Source organism: Streptomyces sp. NPDC126497 (genome assembly GCF_040302425.1).
Classification (GTDB): domain Bacteria; phylum Actinomycetota; class Actinomycetes; order Streptomycetales; family Streptomycetaceae; genus Streptomyces.
In genome coordinates this window covers 1-14,465 of the sequence record NZ_JBEORT010000143.1, presented here as the reverse complement: position 1 = coordinate 14,465, position 14,465 = coordinate 1, and the positions used below count along the sequence as shown (strand labels likewise).

The 14,465-nt window shown below is 73.7% G+C and carries 8 protein-coding genes and 1 pseudogene; 4 read left to right on the top strand and 5 right to left on the bottom strand.

The window, feature by feature from the left end:
• Positions 1 to 440: pseudogene (locus ABTY20_RS33165) on the bottom strand (hypothetical protein); the annotation flags it as partial.
• Positions 441 to 757: 317 nt separating this feature from the next.
• Here ABTY20_RS33165 and ABTY20_RS33160 point away from each other — a divergent pair.
• The 4 genes from ABTY20_RS33160 (at position 758) to ABTY20_RS33145 (ending at position 9,034) form a co-directional block, all read left to right on the top strand.
• Complete coding sequence (locus ABTY20_RS33160; RefSeq protein ID WP_352000858.1) at positions 758 to 1,264, top strand: DUF6912 family protein; 507 nt, start codon at positions 758 to 760, stop codon at positions 1,262 to 1,264.
• A 46-nt stretch (positions 1,265 to 1,310) separates the two neighbouring features.
• Positions 1,311 to 1,979 carry an HAD family hydrolase gene (locus ABTY20_RS33155; RefSeq protein ID WP_352000857.1) on the top strand — a complete coding sequence of 223 codons (669 nt, stop codon included), beginning with the start codon at positions 1,311 to 1,313 and terminating at the stop codon, positions 1,977 to 1,979.
• Positions 1,980 to 2,416: 437 nt separating this feature from the next.
• Complete coding sequence (locus ABTY20_RS33150) at positions 2,417 to 7,363, top strand: NAD-glutamate dehydrogenase (protein WP_352000856.1); 4,947 nt, start codon at positions 2,417 to 2,419, stop codon at positions 7,361 to 7,363.
• A 120-nt stretch (positions 7,364 to 7,483) separates the two neighbouring features.
• On the top strand, positions 7,484 to 9,034 hold the full coding sequence (locus ABTY20_RS33145; protein ID WP_352000855.1) for a hypothetical protein: 1,551 nt from the start codon (positions 7,484 to 7,486) through the stop codon (positions 9,032 to 9,034).
• A gap of 137 nt (positions 9,035 to 9,171) precedes the next feature.
• Here ABTY20_RS33145 and ABTY20_RS33140 read toward each other — a convergent pair whose 3' ends face one another.
• The 4 genes from ABTY20_RS33140 to ABTY20_RS33125 form a co-directional block, all read right to left on the bottom strand.
• The gene (locus tag ABTY20_RS33140; protein WP_352000854.1) at positions 9,172 to 10,836 is read right to left on the bottom strand and encodes a glycosyltransferase family 2 protein; all 1,665 of its coding nucleotides are present in this window, start codon (positions 10,834 to 10,836) and stop codon (positions 9,172 to 9,174) included.
• Positions 10,833 to 13,037: a CDP-glycerol glycerophosphotransferase family protein gene (locus ABTY20_RS33135; protein ID WP_352000853.1), complete on the bottom strand. Its 2,205-nt coding sequence runs from the start codon at positions 13,035 to 13,037 to the stop codon at positions 10,833 to 10,835. The genes ABTY20_RS33140 and ABTY20_RS33135 overlap by 4 nt, the downstream gene beginning before the upstream one ends.
• A gap of 100 nt (positions 13,038 to 13,137) precedes the next feature.
• The gene (locus ABTY20_RS33130) at positions 13,138 to 13,971 is read right to left on the bottom strand and encodes an ABC transporter ATP-binding protein (RefSeq protein ID WP_352000852.1); all 834 of its coding nucleotides are present in this window, start codon (positions 13,969 to 13,971) and stop codon (positions 13,138 to 13,140) included.
• A partial coding sequence (locus ABTY20_RS33125; protein ID WP_352000851.1) for an ABC transporter permease occupies positions 13,964 to 14,465 on the bottom strand: 502 nt, incomplete at its 5' end. The genes ABTY20_RS33125 and ABTY20_RS33130, both read right to left, overlap by 8 nt.

Here is a 14,465-nt window from a genome sequence, read left to right as displayed (position 1 = left end):
CCCCGCGCCGGGGGCGCCGCCGGGACGGGCAGCCGGGGCGCCCGGGCCGGCGGACGGTTGTCGGCGGGGCGGGTCGGGACGGCCCCGGCGGCGGGCCGGCGTCCGCCGGGGGAGGGGGCGGGAACGGCCCTGCCGGCGGGGACGCGGGGCGGGACGGCACCGGTGAGGGACGGCCGGCCGCTGCCGGGGGACGACACCCGTGCGGCGCTTCCCGCGGGCGGGACGGTGCCGGAGCGGTCCGGACCGGTGCGGGCGGCGGCCGCGGGCCCCTCCGGGCCCGTGTGCGGGGCGGTGGCGCCGGCGGGGGACGGGCCGTCGGCGCGGGAGGCCGCGGGGGCGGGCCTCCCCGTGGGTGTGCGGGGTGGCGTGGTCGCCGGGCGGCGGGAGTCCCGGCGGGTGGTGGGGGGACGGCCCGCGGGGCGGTGCTGGGCTCTGGTCATGACCTTGTGCATGGGGACCCCGTTCGACGGGCCCGGGGCGGCGGGGGGAGCCGTACCGGGCGGTAACTTCGTGGTTGGGGATCTTGTACGGGGACGTGCGGTGCGGTGGCAAGGAGGCGGAGAGCGGGTCGGGAGAGCGGGGAGGTTCACTCATCAGAGTGGTTCGGCGCTCCCCGGTCCCGCGCCCGCGCGGGCGTCCCGGGTGAATTCCAGGACGGGGGTGGACGTGTCCGGGGGCGCGGCCGGGGCCCCGATGGGGGACGCCCGCACGTATCCTGAAGGCTCTCCGCAGCCCCGATCACACGAAAGCGGCCGACATGCGCGTCTACGTCCCCCTGACCCTCCCCGGGCTCGCCGAGGCGTACCGGACGGGTGTGCTGGGCGACGGGCCCCTCCTCGCGTACGCGGTGACGCCCGCGCTGCGCGAGTGGTACCTCTCCGACGACATCGAGGAGCTGGAGTACGCCGCGCTCAGCCGCGCCGCGCTGGCCTCCCTGCGGCTGCTGGCGGCGGACGCCGGTGCGCCCCGGCGCCGGGTCGTGATCGCCGTGGACGTGCCCGACGGCGCCGCCTCGACCGACCCCGACCGGGGCCTCGACCCGGCCGCCCTCGGCGAGGTGCGGGTCGCCGGCGCCGTACGGCTGGCCGAGGCGGCCGCGGTGCACGTGGACGCGGCGGACGCGGAAGCGGACGTCACGGCCGCCGCCGACGCGCTGCCCGCGGCGGACGGCGGGGACGACGACGCGCAGTTCACGGTGGACGGGGCGGAGGACCACGAGCTGCTGTGGTACGCCACCCAGGAGATCCCCCACCTGATCCGCTGACCTGCGACCCTCCCCGATGTCGGTGGGGACGGGTACGTTTTCGGGCATGGGGACGCACAACGACGCGCACATCGTCTGGGACTGGAACGGCACGCTGTTCCACGACGTCGACGCGGTCATCGGGGCGACGAACGCGGCCTTCGCCGAGCTGGGCCTGGAGCCGATCACGCTGGAGCGGTACCGGGAGCTGTACTGCGTGCCGGTGCCGAAGTTCTACGAGCGGCTGATGGGGCGGCTGCCCAGTGCGGCCGAGTGGGAACTGATGGACGCCACCTTCCACCGCCACTACACGGAGCACCACGTGCGGTGCGGGCTCGCCGAGGGTGTGGTGGAGCTGCTGACGGCGTGGGTGTCGGCGGGCCGCAGCCAGTCGATCCTCAGTCTGTACGGGCACGAGGAACTGGTCCCGCTGGTCCGGGGCTTCGGGATCGAGGCGCACTTCGTACGGGTCGACGGGCGGACCGGGCCCTCCGGGGGCGGCAAGGCGGAGCACATGGTGCGCCACCTCGGCACGCTGACCGGGGTCGACCCGGCGCGCACGGTGGTGATCGGCGACGCGGCCGACGACGCGCTGGCCGCCCTGCACGTGGGAGCCCGCGCCGTTCTGTACACCGGCGGCTCCCACAGCCGCGCCAGCCTGGAGGCGGTGGGCGTCCCGGTGGTGGACACCCTGCGGGAAGCCGTCGCGGAGGCGGAGCGCCTGGCGGCCGCCTGAGGCGCGCGCACTGTGCAGAACGTCAAAGTTCAGGGCCTTCTTTTGTACACATACGGCTCATGACGGGGGCCCTGTGCGGGGCGATAGCCTTGGTGGCGTGATCAGCGCGATAGCTCGCGGGGACCTCGGCGTCCCCGCTGTGCGCCCGGGCGGCACGGACGACATCCGTGACCGGGCGGTGGCCGCTGGTCTTCGCGGGCGGCACGGCGTCAAGAGGGCGCCCGGGACGCGGCGCACCTCCCGGGAACGGGCGTCGCAGAGGGCGGCGTCACACCCATCGGAAGCGTCGAATTCGGCCGAGAAACCCCCGCTCCTCCTCCCTCACGGCATAGCGTCGGCACAGACCGGACACCCCGTGTCGTACCACCGCACCGCGAGGTCGGAGACCGTACTTCCTTCTACGTCACGCAACGGCGCGCGACAGGAGCCAGAGGACCATGCAGACCAAGCTGGACGAAGCCAAGGCCGAGCTGCTCGAAAGGGCGGCCCGGGTAGCTGAGAACAGCCCGGCCGGGGGGAAACTGCCGACTGGGACGACGGACAAGGGCATGCCCGACCGGGACACCGTGCTCGAGTTCCTCCAGCGCTACTACCTGCACACCGCCCCGGAGGACCTGACCGACCGCGACCCGGTCGACGTCTTCGGAGCCGCCTACTCGCACTACCGGCTCGCCGAGAGCCGCCCCCAGGGCACGGCCAACGTCCGCGTCCACACCCCGACCGTCGAGGAGAACGGCTGGACCTGCAGCCACTCCGTCGTCGAGGTGGTCACCGACGACATGCCCTTCCTGGTCGACTCCGTCACCAACGAGCTGACCCGCCAGGGGCGCGGCATCCACGTCGTCATCCACCCGCAGTTCGTGGTCCGCCGGGACGTCACCGGCAAGCTGATCGAGGTGCTCACCACCCCGGTCGGCGGCGACCTCCCCCAGGACACGCGTGACCTCCCGCACGACGCGCACGTCGAGTCCTGGATCCACGTGGAGATCGACCGCGAGACCGACCGCGGCGACCTCAAGCAGATCACCGCCGACCTGCTGCGGGTCCTCTCCGACGTCCGCGAGGCCGTCGAGGACTGGGGCAAGATGCGCCAGGCCGCGACCGCGCTGGCCGAGTCGCTGCCCGACGAGCACGTCCCCGCCGACCTGCCCGCGCCGCAGGTGGAGGAGGCCCGCGAGCTGCTGCGCTGGCTCGCCGACGACCACTTCACCTTCCTCGGCTACCGCGAGTACCAGCTGCGCGAGGACGACTCGCTGGCCGCCGTCCCCGGCACCGGCCTCGGCATCCTGCGCTCCGACCCGCACCACGCCACCGAGGAGAGCCACCCGGTCAGCCCGTCCTTCGAGCGGCTGCCCGCCGACGCCCGCGCCAAGGCGCGCGAGCACAAGGTGCTGGTGCTGACCAAGGCCAACAGCCGGGCCACCGTGCACCGGCCCTCGTACCTGGACTACATCGGCGTCAAGAAGTTCGACGCGGACGGCAACGTCGTCGGCGAGCGGCGCTTCCTCGGACTGTTCTCGTCCGCCGCCTACACCGAGTCCGTGCGCCGGGTGCCGGTGATCCGCCGCAAGGTCGAGGAGGTCCTGGAGCGCGCCGGCTTCTCGCCGCACAGCCACGACGGGCGCGACCTGCTCCAGATCCTGGAGACCTACCCGCGCGACGAGCTGTTCCAGACCCCGGTCGGCGAGCTCCAGGCCATCGTGACCTCGGTGCTCTACCTCCAGGAGCGCCGCCGGCTCCGGCTCTACCTGCGCCAGGACGAGTACGGGCGCTACTACTCCGCCCTCGTCTACCTGCCGCGCGACCGCTACACCACCGGTGTCCGGCTGCGGATCATCGACATCCTCAAGGAGGAGCTCGGCGGCATCAGCGTCGACTTCACCGCCTGGAACACCGAATCGGTCCTCTCCCGGCTGCACTTCGTGGTCCGCGTCCCGCGGGGCACCGAGCTGTCCGAGCTGTCCGACGCCGACAAGGAGCGCATCGAGGCCCGCCTCGTCGAGGCCGCCCGCTCCTGGGCCGACGGCTTCAGCGAGGCGCTGAACGCCGAGTTCGGCGAGGAGCGCGCCGCCGAGCTGCTGCGCCGCTACGCGGGCGCCTTCACCGAGGGCTACAAGGCCGACCACACCCCGCGCGGCGCCGTCGCCGACCTGGCGCGCCTGGAGGAGCTCGGCGAGGAGCGGGACTTCGCGCTCAGCCTGTACGAACCGGTGGGCGCCGGCGCCCAGGAGCGCCGCTTCAAGATCTACCGCAAGGGCGAGGCCGTCTCCCTGTCCGCGGTGCTGCCGGTGCTCCAGCGGCTCGGCGTCGAGGTCGTCGACGAACGGCCGTACGAGCTGCGCTGCGCGGACCGCAGCGTGGCCTGGATCTACGACTTCGGTCTGCGGATGCCCCAGGGCACGGGCGCCGACCACCTCGGGGACGACGCCCGTGAGCGGTTCCAGGACGCCTTCGCCGCGACCTGGACCGGCAAGGCGGAGAACGACGGCTTCAACGCCCTCGTGCTCAGCGCCGGGCTGACCTGGCGGCAGGCCGTGGTGCTGCGGGCGTACGCCAAGTACCTGCGCCAGGCGGGCTCCACCTTCAGCCAGGACTACATGGAGGACACCCTCCGCCACAACGTCCACACCACCCGGCTGCTCGTCTCCCTGTTCGAGGCGCGGATGTCGCCGGACCGGCAGCGTGCCGGGTACGAGCTGGTGGACGCGCTGCTCGAGGAGCTCGACGCCGCCCTCGACCAGGTCGCCTCGCTCGACGAGGACCGCATCCTGCGCTCCTTCCTCACGGTCATCAAGGCGACGCTGCGCACCAACTTCTTCCAGGAGTCGGGCGCGGGCGTGCCGCACGACTACGTCTCCATGAAGTTCGACCCGCAGGCCATCCCCGACCTCCCGGCGCCGCGCCCGGCGTTCGAGATCTGGGTGTACTCGCCGCGCGTCGAGGGCGTGCACCTGCGCTTCGGCAAGGTCGCGCGCGGCGGTCTGCGCTGGTCGGACCGCCGGGAGGACTTCCGCACCGAGATCCTCGGCCTGGTCAAGGCGCAGATGGTGAAGAACACCGTCATCGTGCCGGTCGGCGCCAAGGGCGGCTTCGTCGCCAAGCAGCTGCCCGACCCGAACGTCGACCGGGACGCCTGGCTGGCGGAGGGCATCGCCAGCTACCGGACGTTCATCTCGGCGCTGCTCGACATCACCGACAACATGGTGGCCGGCGAGGTCGTGCACCCGGCGGACGTCGTCCGGCACGACGAGGACGACACCTACCTCGTCGTCGCCGCCGACAAGGGCACCGCGAAGTTCTCGGACATCGCCAACGAGGTCGCCGAGTCGTACAACTTCTGGCTCGGTGACGCCTTCGCCTCCGGCGGCAGCGCGGGCTACGACCACAAGGGCATGGGCATCACCGCCCGCGGCGCCTGGGAGTCCGTGAAGCGGCACTTCCGGGAGCTGGGCGTGGACACCCAGACGCAGGACTTCACGGTCGTCGGCATCGGCGACATGTCCGGCGACGTGTTCGGCAACGGCATGCTGCTCAGCGAGCACATCCGCCTGGTCGCCGCCTTCGACCACCGGCACATCTTCATCGACCCGCACCCGGACGCGGCCGTCTCCTACGCCGAGCGCCGCCGTCTGTTCGACCTGCCGCGCAGCTCCTGGGAGGACTACGACACCGGGCTGCTGTCGGCCGGCGGCGGGGTCTTCCCGCGCAGCGCCAAGTCCATCCCGCTCAACTCGCAGATCCGCGAGGCCCTCGGCATCGAGTCCGGCGTCACCAAGATGACCCCGGCCGACCTGATGAAGACGATCCTCACGGCGCCGGTGGACCTGCTGTGGAACGGCGGCATCGGCACGTACGTCAAGGCCTCCACCGAGTCGAACGCCGACGTCGGCGACAAGGGCAACGACGCCATCCGCGTCGACGGCAGGGACCTGCGGGTCTCCGTCGTCGGCGAGGGCGGCAACCTGGGCATGACCCAGCTCGGCCGGATCGAGTTCGCGCTGCACGGCGGCCGGCTCAACACCGACGCCATCGACAACAGCGCGGGCGTGGACACCTCCGACCACGAGGTGAACATCAAGATCCTGCTGAACGGCCTCGTCAAGGACGGCGACATGACCGTCAAGCAGCGCAACAAGCTGCTGGCGGAGATGACCGACGAGGTCGGCGCCATGGTGCTGCGCACCAACTACGCGCAGAACACCGCCATCGCCAACGCGCTGGCGCAGTCCAAGGACATGGTCCACGCCCAGCAGCGGTTCCTGAAGCACCTGGTGCGCGAGGGCCTGCTGGACCGGGCGCTGGAGTTCCTGCCCACCGACCGCCAGATCCGCGAGCGGCTCTCCTCCGGGCAGGGCCTGACCGGACCGGAGACGGCCGTGCTGCTGGCGTACACGAAGATCACGGTCGCCGAGGAGCTGCTGCACACCTCGCTGCCCGACGACCCGTACCTGAAGGTGCTGCTGCACGCCTACTTCCCGACGGCGCTGCGCGAGCAGTTCCCCGACCGGATCGACACCCACCCGCTGCGCCGCGAGATCACCACGACGGTGCTGGTCAACGACACGGTCAACACGGGCGGTACCACGTATCTGCACCGGATGCGCGAGGAGACCGGCGCGTCGCTGGAGGAGATCGTCCGGGCGCAGACCGCGGCCCGCGCGATCTTCCGCTCCTCCGTGGTGTGGGACGCGGTCGAAGGGCTCGACAACACGGTCGACGCGGACGTCCAGACCCGCATCCGGCTGCACTCGCGCCGGCTGGTGGAGCGTGGTACGCGCTGGCTGCTCAACAACCGGCCGCAGCCGCTGGAGCTGGCGGAGACCGTGGAGTTCTTCGCCGAGCGGGTCGAGCAGGTCTGGGCGCAGCTGCCGAAGCTGCTGCGCGGTGTGGACCTGGACTGGTACCAGAAGATCTACGACGAGCTGAGCGGCGCCGGGGTCCCGGACGAGCTCGCCACCCGGGTCGCCGGGTTCTCCTCCGCCTTCCCGACGCTCGACATCGTGTCGGTGGCCGACCGGATGGGCAAGGAGCCGCTGGACGTCGCCGAGGTGTACTACGACCTCGGGGACCGGCTGCGCATCACCCAGCTGATGGACCGCATCATCGAGCTGCCGCGCGCCGACCGCTGGCAGTCCATGGCCCGCGCGGCGATCCGCGAGGACCTGTACGCGGCGCACGCGGCGGTGACCGCGGACGTGCTGGCGGTGGGCGACGGCTCGGCGACTCCGCAGCAGCGCTTCGAGCTGTGGGAGCGGAAGAACGCGGCGCTGCTGGGCCGGGCCCGCACCACGCTGGAGGAGATCCACGGCTCCGAGGCGTTCGACCTCGCCAACCTGTCGGTGGCGATGCGGACGATGCGGACGCTGCTGCGGGCGCACTCGTAGGCGGACGCGCGGGGGCGCCCCGGGCCCGACGGCCCGGGGCGCCCCCGCGCGTTGTGCTGCCTTGGGTGGGTATCGGTGGGGATCCGGTGCGGGCGGGCCGCCACGGGCAATGGCTCCAGTGTGACTGTCCGATCCTCGTCGCCCGCCGCGTCCGGGCGGACCGGCGCGCGCCGCTCCCCGGTCCGTCCGGCGGCCGTCGGACGGACCGGGGCCCTGGCCGGCGCCGGGCTGCTCCTGGTCCTGCTGGTCCTGGTGATCGTGCGGCTCCCCTGGGCCGGCGACCTGGGCATGCACGCGGCGACCCTGCAGCGGCTGCGGCACAGCCCGCTGCACCCCGGCAACCCGCTGGTCGACGCGGACACCCCGAGCCCGTACTACTCGCCGTGGACGCTGCTGCTCGGCACCGTCGCCCGCCTGTCCGGGCTCTCGGTGTTCGTGGTGCTGCGGCTGGCCGCCGCGGCCGGACTGGCCCTGCTGGTGACGGGCGTGCGGCGGTACGTGCGGACGCTGAGCGCGCACCGGGCCGCGCCCGCGCTCGCCCTGCTGAGCCTGCTGCTGCTGTGGGGCACGACCCCGTTCCCGTGGAGCGGCTTCCTCGGACTCGGCTCGCTCGCGCTGACGGTGTCGTACCCGAGCACGTTCACCCTCGGTCTCGCCTTCCACTTCTGGGCGTCGCTGACGGGGGCGCTGCGCCGGGAGGCCGGGTGGCCGGCGTGGCTCGGCCTGGGGGCGCTCTGGGCGGTGATCCTGCTCTGCCACCAGTTCTCGGGGGTCGTGGCCACGGTGGGCGCCGTCGCCACGCTGCTCGCGGCGGGGCGGGCCGGGCGCGTGGTGTGGCCGCGGCTCGGCGCCGGGGCGGCGGCGGGGGTGGTGGCGCTGTGGGTGTGGCCGTACTACGACTTCTTCGCACTGTTCGGCGCCGGGAGCGGGCTGGAGGCGGTGCACCGGGTGCTGTACGAGCGGCCGGCCGCGCGGTTCGGGCTGGTGCTGCTGGGGGTGGCCGCGCTGGTCGCGCGGGGGCGGCGGGAGCGCCGGGATCCGCTGGTCCTCTTCTTCGCGCTGGGGGCGGTGGTCGTCGGGGCGGGGTGGCTGAGCGGCCACTACGCGTGGGGGCGCGCGCTGCCCGCCGCGCTGGTCCCGGCGCAGGTGGCGGCGGCGCTGGAGGCGGTGGGGGCGGGCGGGTCGGCCGGGCCGGACCGGGCGGGGCGGCGCCGGGTGCGCGCCGGGTGGGCGGTCCTGCTGGCCGGGGCGCTGCTGCTCGGCGGGTGGGCGCAGGCGGGGACGATGGGCTACGTGGTGCCGCGCGGTGCGCTGCCGGCGGTGGTGGAGGACCGGTACCGGGAGCCGTGGACGGGGTACCACTGGATCACGCCGTGGGTGCGGTACGGGGACGTGGTGATGGCCGAGGGGCGGGCGGCCCGCCAGATACCGGCGTACGGGCCCTATACGGTCGCCCCGGGGTATCCCGACTTCTTCCTCCCGGACGAGGAGCGGCGGGTGTCGGACACGGGGGTGTACTTCGCGGAGGGGACGCCGGCGGTCGTGCGGCGGGGGATCGAGCGGGAGTACGGGGTGCGGTGGGTGGTGGGTCGTGGCGGTGCGTTGGACGGCGCCGGGCTGCGGGTGGTGGCGCGGGGGCCGGAGGGGGAGGTGCTGTACGCGGTGCCCTGAGGGGTGGCGGCGCCGTTCTGGCCGGGGAGGGTTTGTTTCGTCCCCGCCGCCCCTTCCCGTTCCCGACCCCGGGGGCTCCGCCCCCGGACCCCGCTCCTCAAGCGCCGGAGGGGCCGGGTCCGGCCGGAGGGCCGGGGTCAGCCGGAGGGGGTGAGGACGCTCGTCACCAGGCGGGCCGCCCGGCGTGTCCGGGGGCCGGCCAGGCGGTGGGCCGCCGGGTGGAGCACGGTCGCGGTGAGGCCGACCGGCTGCCAGCGGAGCTGGAGGCGGCCCGGGCCGTGGCCCTCGGGCTCGATCGTGAGCCGGTGGCGCGGGACGCGGACGGTCAGGGCGGGAAAGGCCGGCGGGGCCAGCAGCAGTCCCCGGTTGCTCCGCCCCCGGCAGGTCAGCCGGACCAGCGGATGGCGCACCCCGGCGAAGCCGCTCAGCGGGAGGCGTGCACCCGCCGGGTCGAGACGGACCCGGCCCTCGAAGACGCCGGGGCGGACCGGGGAGAGCCGGAAGGGGACGGTCAGGCGGTGCCGGCCGGGGGAGAGGAGCAGGCTCGCGCGCTGCGGGCCGACCGGGAGGCGCAGGGCCGGGTCGTACGTGCGCACGGTCAGGTCGACGCAGGCTCCCGGGCCCCGGGCGATCTCCGTGATCTCGTGGCGGAACCAGGCGACGGGGAACGGGCGGGTGTCCGGCTCCAGCTCGGTCAGGTCCAGTTCACGGCGGGCGCCGGCCGACCCGGGGACCCGGTCGCCCCAGTACGTACGGCCGTCCGGGCCCGTGGTCAGCTCCCGCGGGGCGACCTCGTGCCCCAGCCCCCGGGCGGCCCACCGGGCCTCGGACAGGCGCCGGTCGCGGACCAGCTGGAGCACCACCCGCTCGGCCCGGGGCAGCCGGGTGCAGGCGTTCGGCGACAGGGTCTCCAGGTACGGGTTCACCAGGTCCGCGAAGGCCGCCAGCCACTCCTCGTCCCGGTGGGGCAGATCGCCCGCGTACATCCGGAAGTCGTGCTTCAGGAACTTGTGGTCCTTGTCCTCGCGCAGCGCCTCGTGCCCGCTCTCCACGAGGAACGCGTCGATCAGCCGCTGCACGTGGATCCGGTCGCGGACGTTGCCGAGCAGGTGCCGCTGGTTGGATATGGACGCCGCGTCGGAGGCCGCGTACGGGGCGACGTACCAGAGGTACACCGGGTCCGGGACGATCGTGAACCGTTTCGCCAGGCAGTACGCCTGGGCGGAGAACAGCTGGTCCTCGTAGTGGATGCCCTCGGGGAAGCGCAGGGCGTGCCGGTCGAGGAAGGCGCGGGAGTACATCTTGCCGGTCGACAGGTGTTCGAAGAACAGCCGCGGGTCGGCCTCGATGCCGTCCAGGGTGCGGTGCTCGCGCACGAGGTGCGGCATCCAGGTGGAGCGGCGCCCGGTGTCCACCCGGATCCGCCGCACCGCGCCCATCGCGAAGTCGATCTCGCGTGCGCGGTGCGCGGCGAGCAGCGCCGCGACCGCCCCCTCGGGGAGCTCGTCGTCGCTGTCGAGGAACATCAGGTACGGCGCCCGGGCGATCTCCAGGGCGCGGTTGCGCGGCGCGCTGCACCCGCCGCTGTTCTCCGGCAGCCGCAGGCACCGGATCCGCGGGTCGGCGGCCGCCAGCGCCCGCGCCACCCGGGGGGTGTCGTCCGTGGAGTGGTCGTCGCTGATGACGATCTCCAGGTTCCGGTGGGTCTGGCGGCGCACGGACTCCACCGCGCGGGGCAGCCGTCCGGCGTCGTTGTGCACGATCACCGTGACGGTGACGTCGGGGACCCGCGGGGTGCTCATGACGCCTCCTCGGGCCTCGGCGCCGGGGTGCGTTCCCCGACCGGCAGCACCGGCGGCAGCGACGCCCCGTCCTGGCCGAGGAAGACCCGGCGCACGACGCGTTCGGCGGCGCGGCCGTCGTCGTACTCGCAGAACCGGCGGCGGAAGACGGCCCGTGCCTTCGCCGCGCCGTCGTCGCGCCAGGCGTCGGTGGTGAGGATCCCGGTGAGCTCCTCCTGGGTGCGGGCCACCGGGCCCGGCGCCTCCGCCATCAGGTCGAAGTAGACGCCGCGCGTGGTGCGGTACGTCTCCCAGTCGTCGGCGTGGACGACGATCGGACGGTCCAGGTTGGCGTAGTCGAACATGATCGACGAGTAGTCGGTGACCAGGACGTCGGCGGCCAGGCACAGCTCCTCGACCGGATCGTAGGAGGAGACGTCCACGACGCGGCCCGAGCGGCGCGGGCCGGTCAGCGGGGAGGCGGCGCCGTCGTAGAAGTAGTGGGCGCGCACCAGCAGCACGGTGTCCTCGCCGAGGCGGTCGGCGAGCGCGGCGAGGTCCAGGCGCGGCGTCCAGCCGGCCTCGTAGTCGCGGTGCGTGGGCGCGTACAGGACGGCCCGGCGGCCCGGCGCGACGCCCAGGCGGGCGCGGACCGCCCGGATGTCGTCGGCGCCGGCCGTGTAGTAGACGTCGTTGCGCGGATAGCCGTGGTCGAGGGAGACGAACCGGGACGGGTACGCCCTCTGCCACATGCGGGTGGTGTGGCTGTTGGCGGAGAGGCTGTAGTCCCACTTGTCGACGCGCTCCAGCAGCGCCTCGAAGTCCAGGCCCTGCGCGGCGGCCGGGAACGGTATCTGGTCCACGCCCATGCGCTTGAGCGGGGTGCCGTGGTGGGTCTGCAGGTGGACCGCGTCGGGGCGCTTGACCACGGCGTTCGGGAAGTTGACGTTGTTGACGAGGTACTTCGCGGTGGCGAGCACCTCCCAGTAGCGGCGGGTGCCGGGCACGACGTGGTCGGTGCCGGGCGGCAGCAGGGCCGCGTTCTGGGCGGTCACCACCCAGACCGGGTGGACGTCGGGGGCGAGCTCGGCGAGCTTCGCGGCGATCGCGGCCGGGTTGCAGGCGACCCCGCGGTTCCAGTAGGCGGCGAACACCGCGAGGCGGGGGTCGACGGGGCGGCGCAGGGCCCTGCGGTACTGCTGGTCGCGGACCCGGGCGCCGAGCCGGCGCCGGCCGGTGCGCACCGTGGACCGCACGGCGCGACGGGCGCGGTTGGCGGTCTGGAAGGCGCGGTACCTGCCGTAGGCGCCCTCCTCCAGCAGGGAGCGGCGGACGCCCTCCGGGCCGGCGGGGCGCCGGTGGCCCTCGGGGCGGCGGCGCAGGGCGGCGGCCCCGGCCCTGCGGAAGAACTCCCGGGCGACGTCCTCGGGCATGCCGCCGCGGGCGAAGGCGCGCAGGCAGTCGCGGACCATGATCTCGTACAGCACGGTGTAGACGGCGGGGCGCTCGCGGGCGAGGCCGAGGAGGCTCTCGTAGCGGTCGACGAGCGCGTAGTGCTCTTCGGGTGCGGCCGGCGGGAGGGCGGCGGTCCGCAGCCGGCGGTCCTCGTAGGCGAGGTGCGGCAGGGCGGCGACGCGGTCGGCGAGCAGCAGGGCGGCGAGGGCCGCCCGGGGCGCGTCGTCGGTGCCGAGCCGGTCCTCGTGCGCCCGCCAGAAGCCGGCGCGCAGGACGCGGGTGCCGAGCAGCGGGGTGAGGCGCAGCAGGTAGGCGCTGTCGTCGAGGGCGAGGTCGGTGCGGCCCGCGCGGACGAGCAGGGGGCCGTCCGCCGAGGGCAGGCCGGAGCTGCGCCAGGTGCTGCGGAGGTGGTCCAGCAGCAGCACGTCGACGGTGCCGGTGCCGGTGCCGGGGAGCCCGGCGAGGCGTTCGGCGACGGTGCGGGTGCTGCCGGGCGGCAGGCCGTCCTTGGCGTGGACGAAGTGCAGCCAGCGGCCGGTGGCCCGCGCCGCCCCCGCCGTCCGGGCCGCCCCGTCGGACGTGCCGTCGGGCAGGGGCAGCACCTGGACGCGGGAGGCGTGCCGCTCCGCCGTCTCGCGGGCCCAGTCGCCGACGGCGGCGACGACGACCTCGGTGTCCGGGAGGGGGCGGCCGGCGAGGGAGTCGAGCAGGCCGGTCAGATGGTCCTGGGTGTTCGGCCCGTGGACGATGACGCTGAGCTCGGGCATCGCGGGGCTCCTTCGGCTGCTCGGCGCTCCGGGCGTTCCCGGTGTTCCTCTTCGGTCATATTGACATCAATACGGCGAAGGGGGCGCGCGGGCGGGAACCTCAGGAGGGTGCCGGTACCGCCTTCGGCTTCGGCTTGCGGGGCTTGTCCGTGCCCCCGGTGAACGCCTCGTACTCCTTGAGCACGTCCTCCGTCGGCCCGTCCATCAGCAGCTCGCCCCGCTCCAGCCAGAGCACGCGGTCGCAGGTGTCGCGGATCGACTTGTTGTTGTGGCTGACCAGGAACACCGTCCCGGCCCGCTCGCGCAACTCCCGGATGCGCGCCTCGGAGCGCTTCTGGAAGGAGCGGTCGCCGGTGGCCAGCGCCTCGTCGACGAGGAGGACGTCGTGGTCCTTGGCGGCGGCGATGGAGAACCGCAGCCGGGCCGCCATGCCGGACGAGTAGGTGCGCATCGGCAGGGTGATGAAGTCGCCCTTCTCGTTGATCCCGGAGAAGTCGACGATCTCCTGGTAGCGGGCCTTGATCTGCTCACGGGACATGCCCATGGCGAGTCCGCCGAGGTGGACGTTGCGCTCGCCGGTCAGGTCGCGCATCAGGGCGGCGTTGACGCCGAGCAGGGAGGGCTGGCCGTCGGTGTAGATGCGGCCGTTCTCCACCGGGAGCAGCCCGGCGACGGCCTTGAGCAGGGTCGACTTGCCCGAGCCGTTGGTGCCGATCAGGCCGATGGCCTCGCCCCGGTACGCCACGAAGGACACGCCCCGCACGGCGTGCACCGTGCGCACACCGGACGCCTTCTCGGTCTGCCTGCGGCGCAGCATGCGGTTGAGGGCGGCGGTGGCGGAGCCGCGTCCGGCGCCGGTGCCGTTGACCCGGTAGACGATGTCGACACGGTCGGCGACGACCGTGGGGGCCCTCCGGTCGGTGGTGTCAGCCACGGCCGTACCTCTCCTCTGCCTTCCAGAAGTAGACGAAGCCGACCACGCCGGCCAGCAGGGCCCAGCCCAGCGCGAACGCCCACACGTGCGGGGGCAGGTACGCCGAGCCGTAGTCGTCGATCAGCGCGAAGCGGACCAGGTCCATGTAGATCGCGGCCGGGTTCCACTGCAGCACGTCGGCGAGCCAGGCGGGCACGTCCTTGCCCCGCAGCATCTCCGGGATGCTGAACATCACGCCGGAGGCGTACATCCAGGTGCGCAGCACGAACGGCATCAGCTGGGCCAGGTCGGGCGTCTTGCTGCCCATCCGCGCGAAGACCAGCGCCAGCCCGGTGTTGAACACGAACTGCAGCAGCAGCGCGGGCACCACCAGCAGCCACGACAGGTCGGGCATGCTGCGGAACGCGAGCATCACGACGACCAGCACGATCATCGAGAACAGCAGCTGCTGGAGCTGCTGGAGCGCGAAGGAGACGGGCAGCGAGGCGCGCGGG

Coding starts and splice junctions, on each gene's coding strand:
- ABTY20_RS33160 (WP_352000858.1), top strand. CDS start 758: ATGCGCGTCTACGTCCCCCTGACCCTCCCCGGGCTCGCCGAGGCGTAC.
- ABTY20_RS33155 (WP_352000857.1), top strand. CDS start 1,311: ATGGGGACGCACAACGACGCGCACATCGTCTGGGACTGGAACGGCACG.
- ABTY20_RS33150 (WP_352000856.1), top strand. CDS start 2,417: ATGCAGACCAAGCTGGACGAAGCCAAGGCCGAGCTGCTCGAAAGGGCG.
- ABTY20_RS33140 (WP_352000854.1), bottom strand. CDS start 10,836: ATGAGCACCCCGCGGGTCCCCGACGTCACCGTCACGGTGATCGTGCAC.
- ABTY20_RS33135 (WP_352000853.1), bottom strand. CDS start 13,037: ATGCCCGAGCTCAGCGTCATCGTCCACGGGCCGAACACCCAGGACCAT.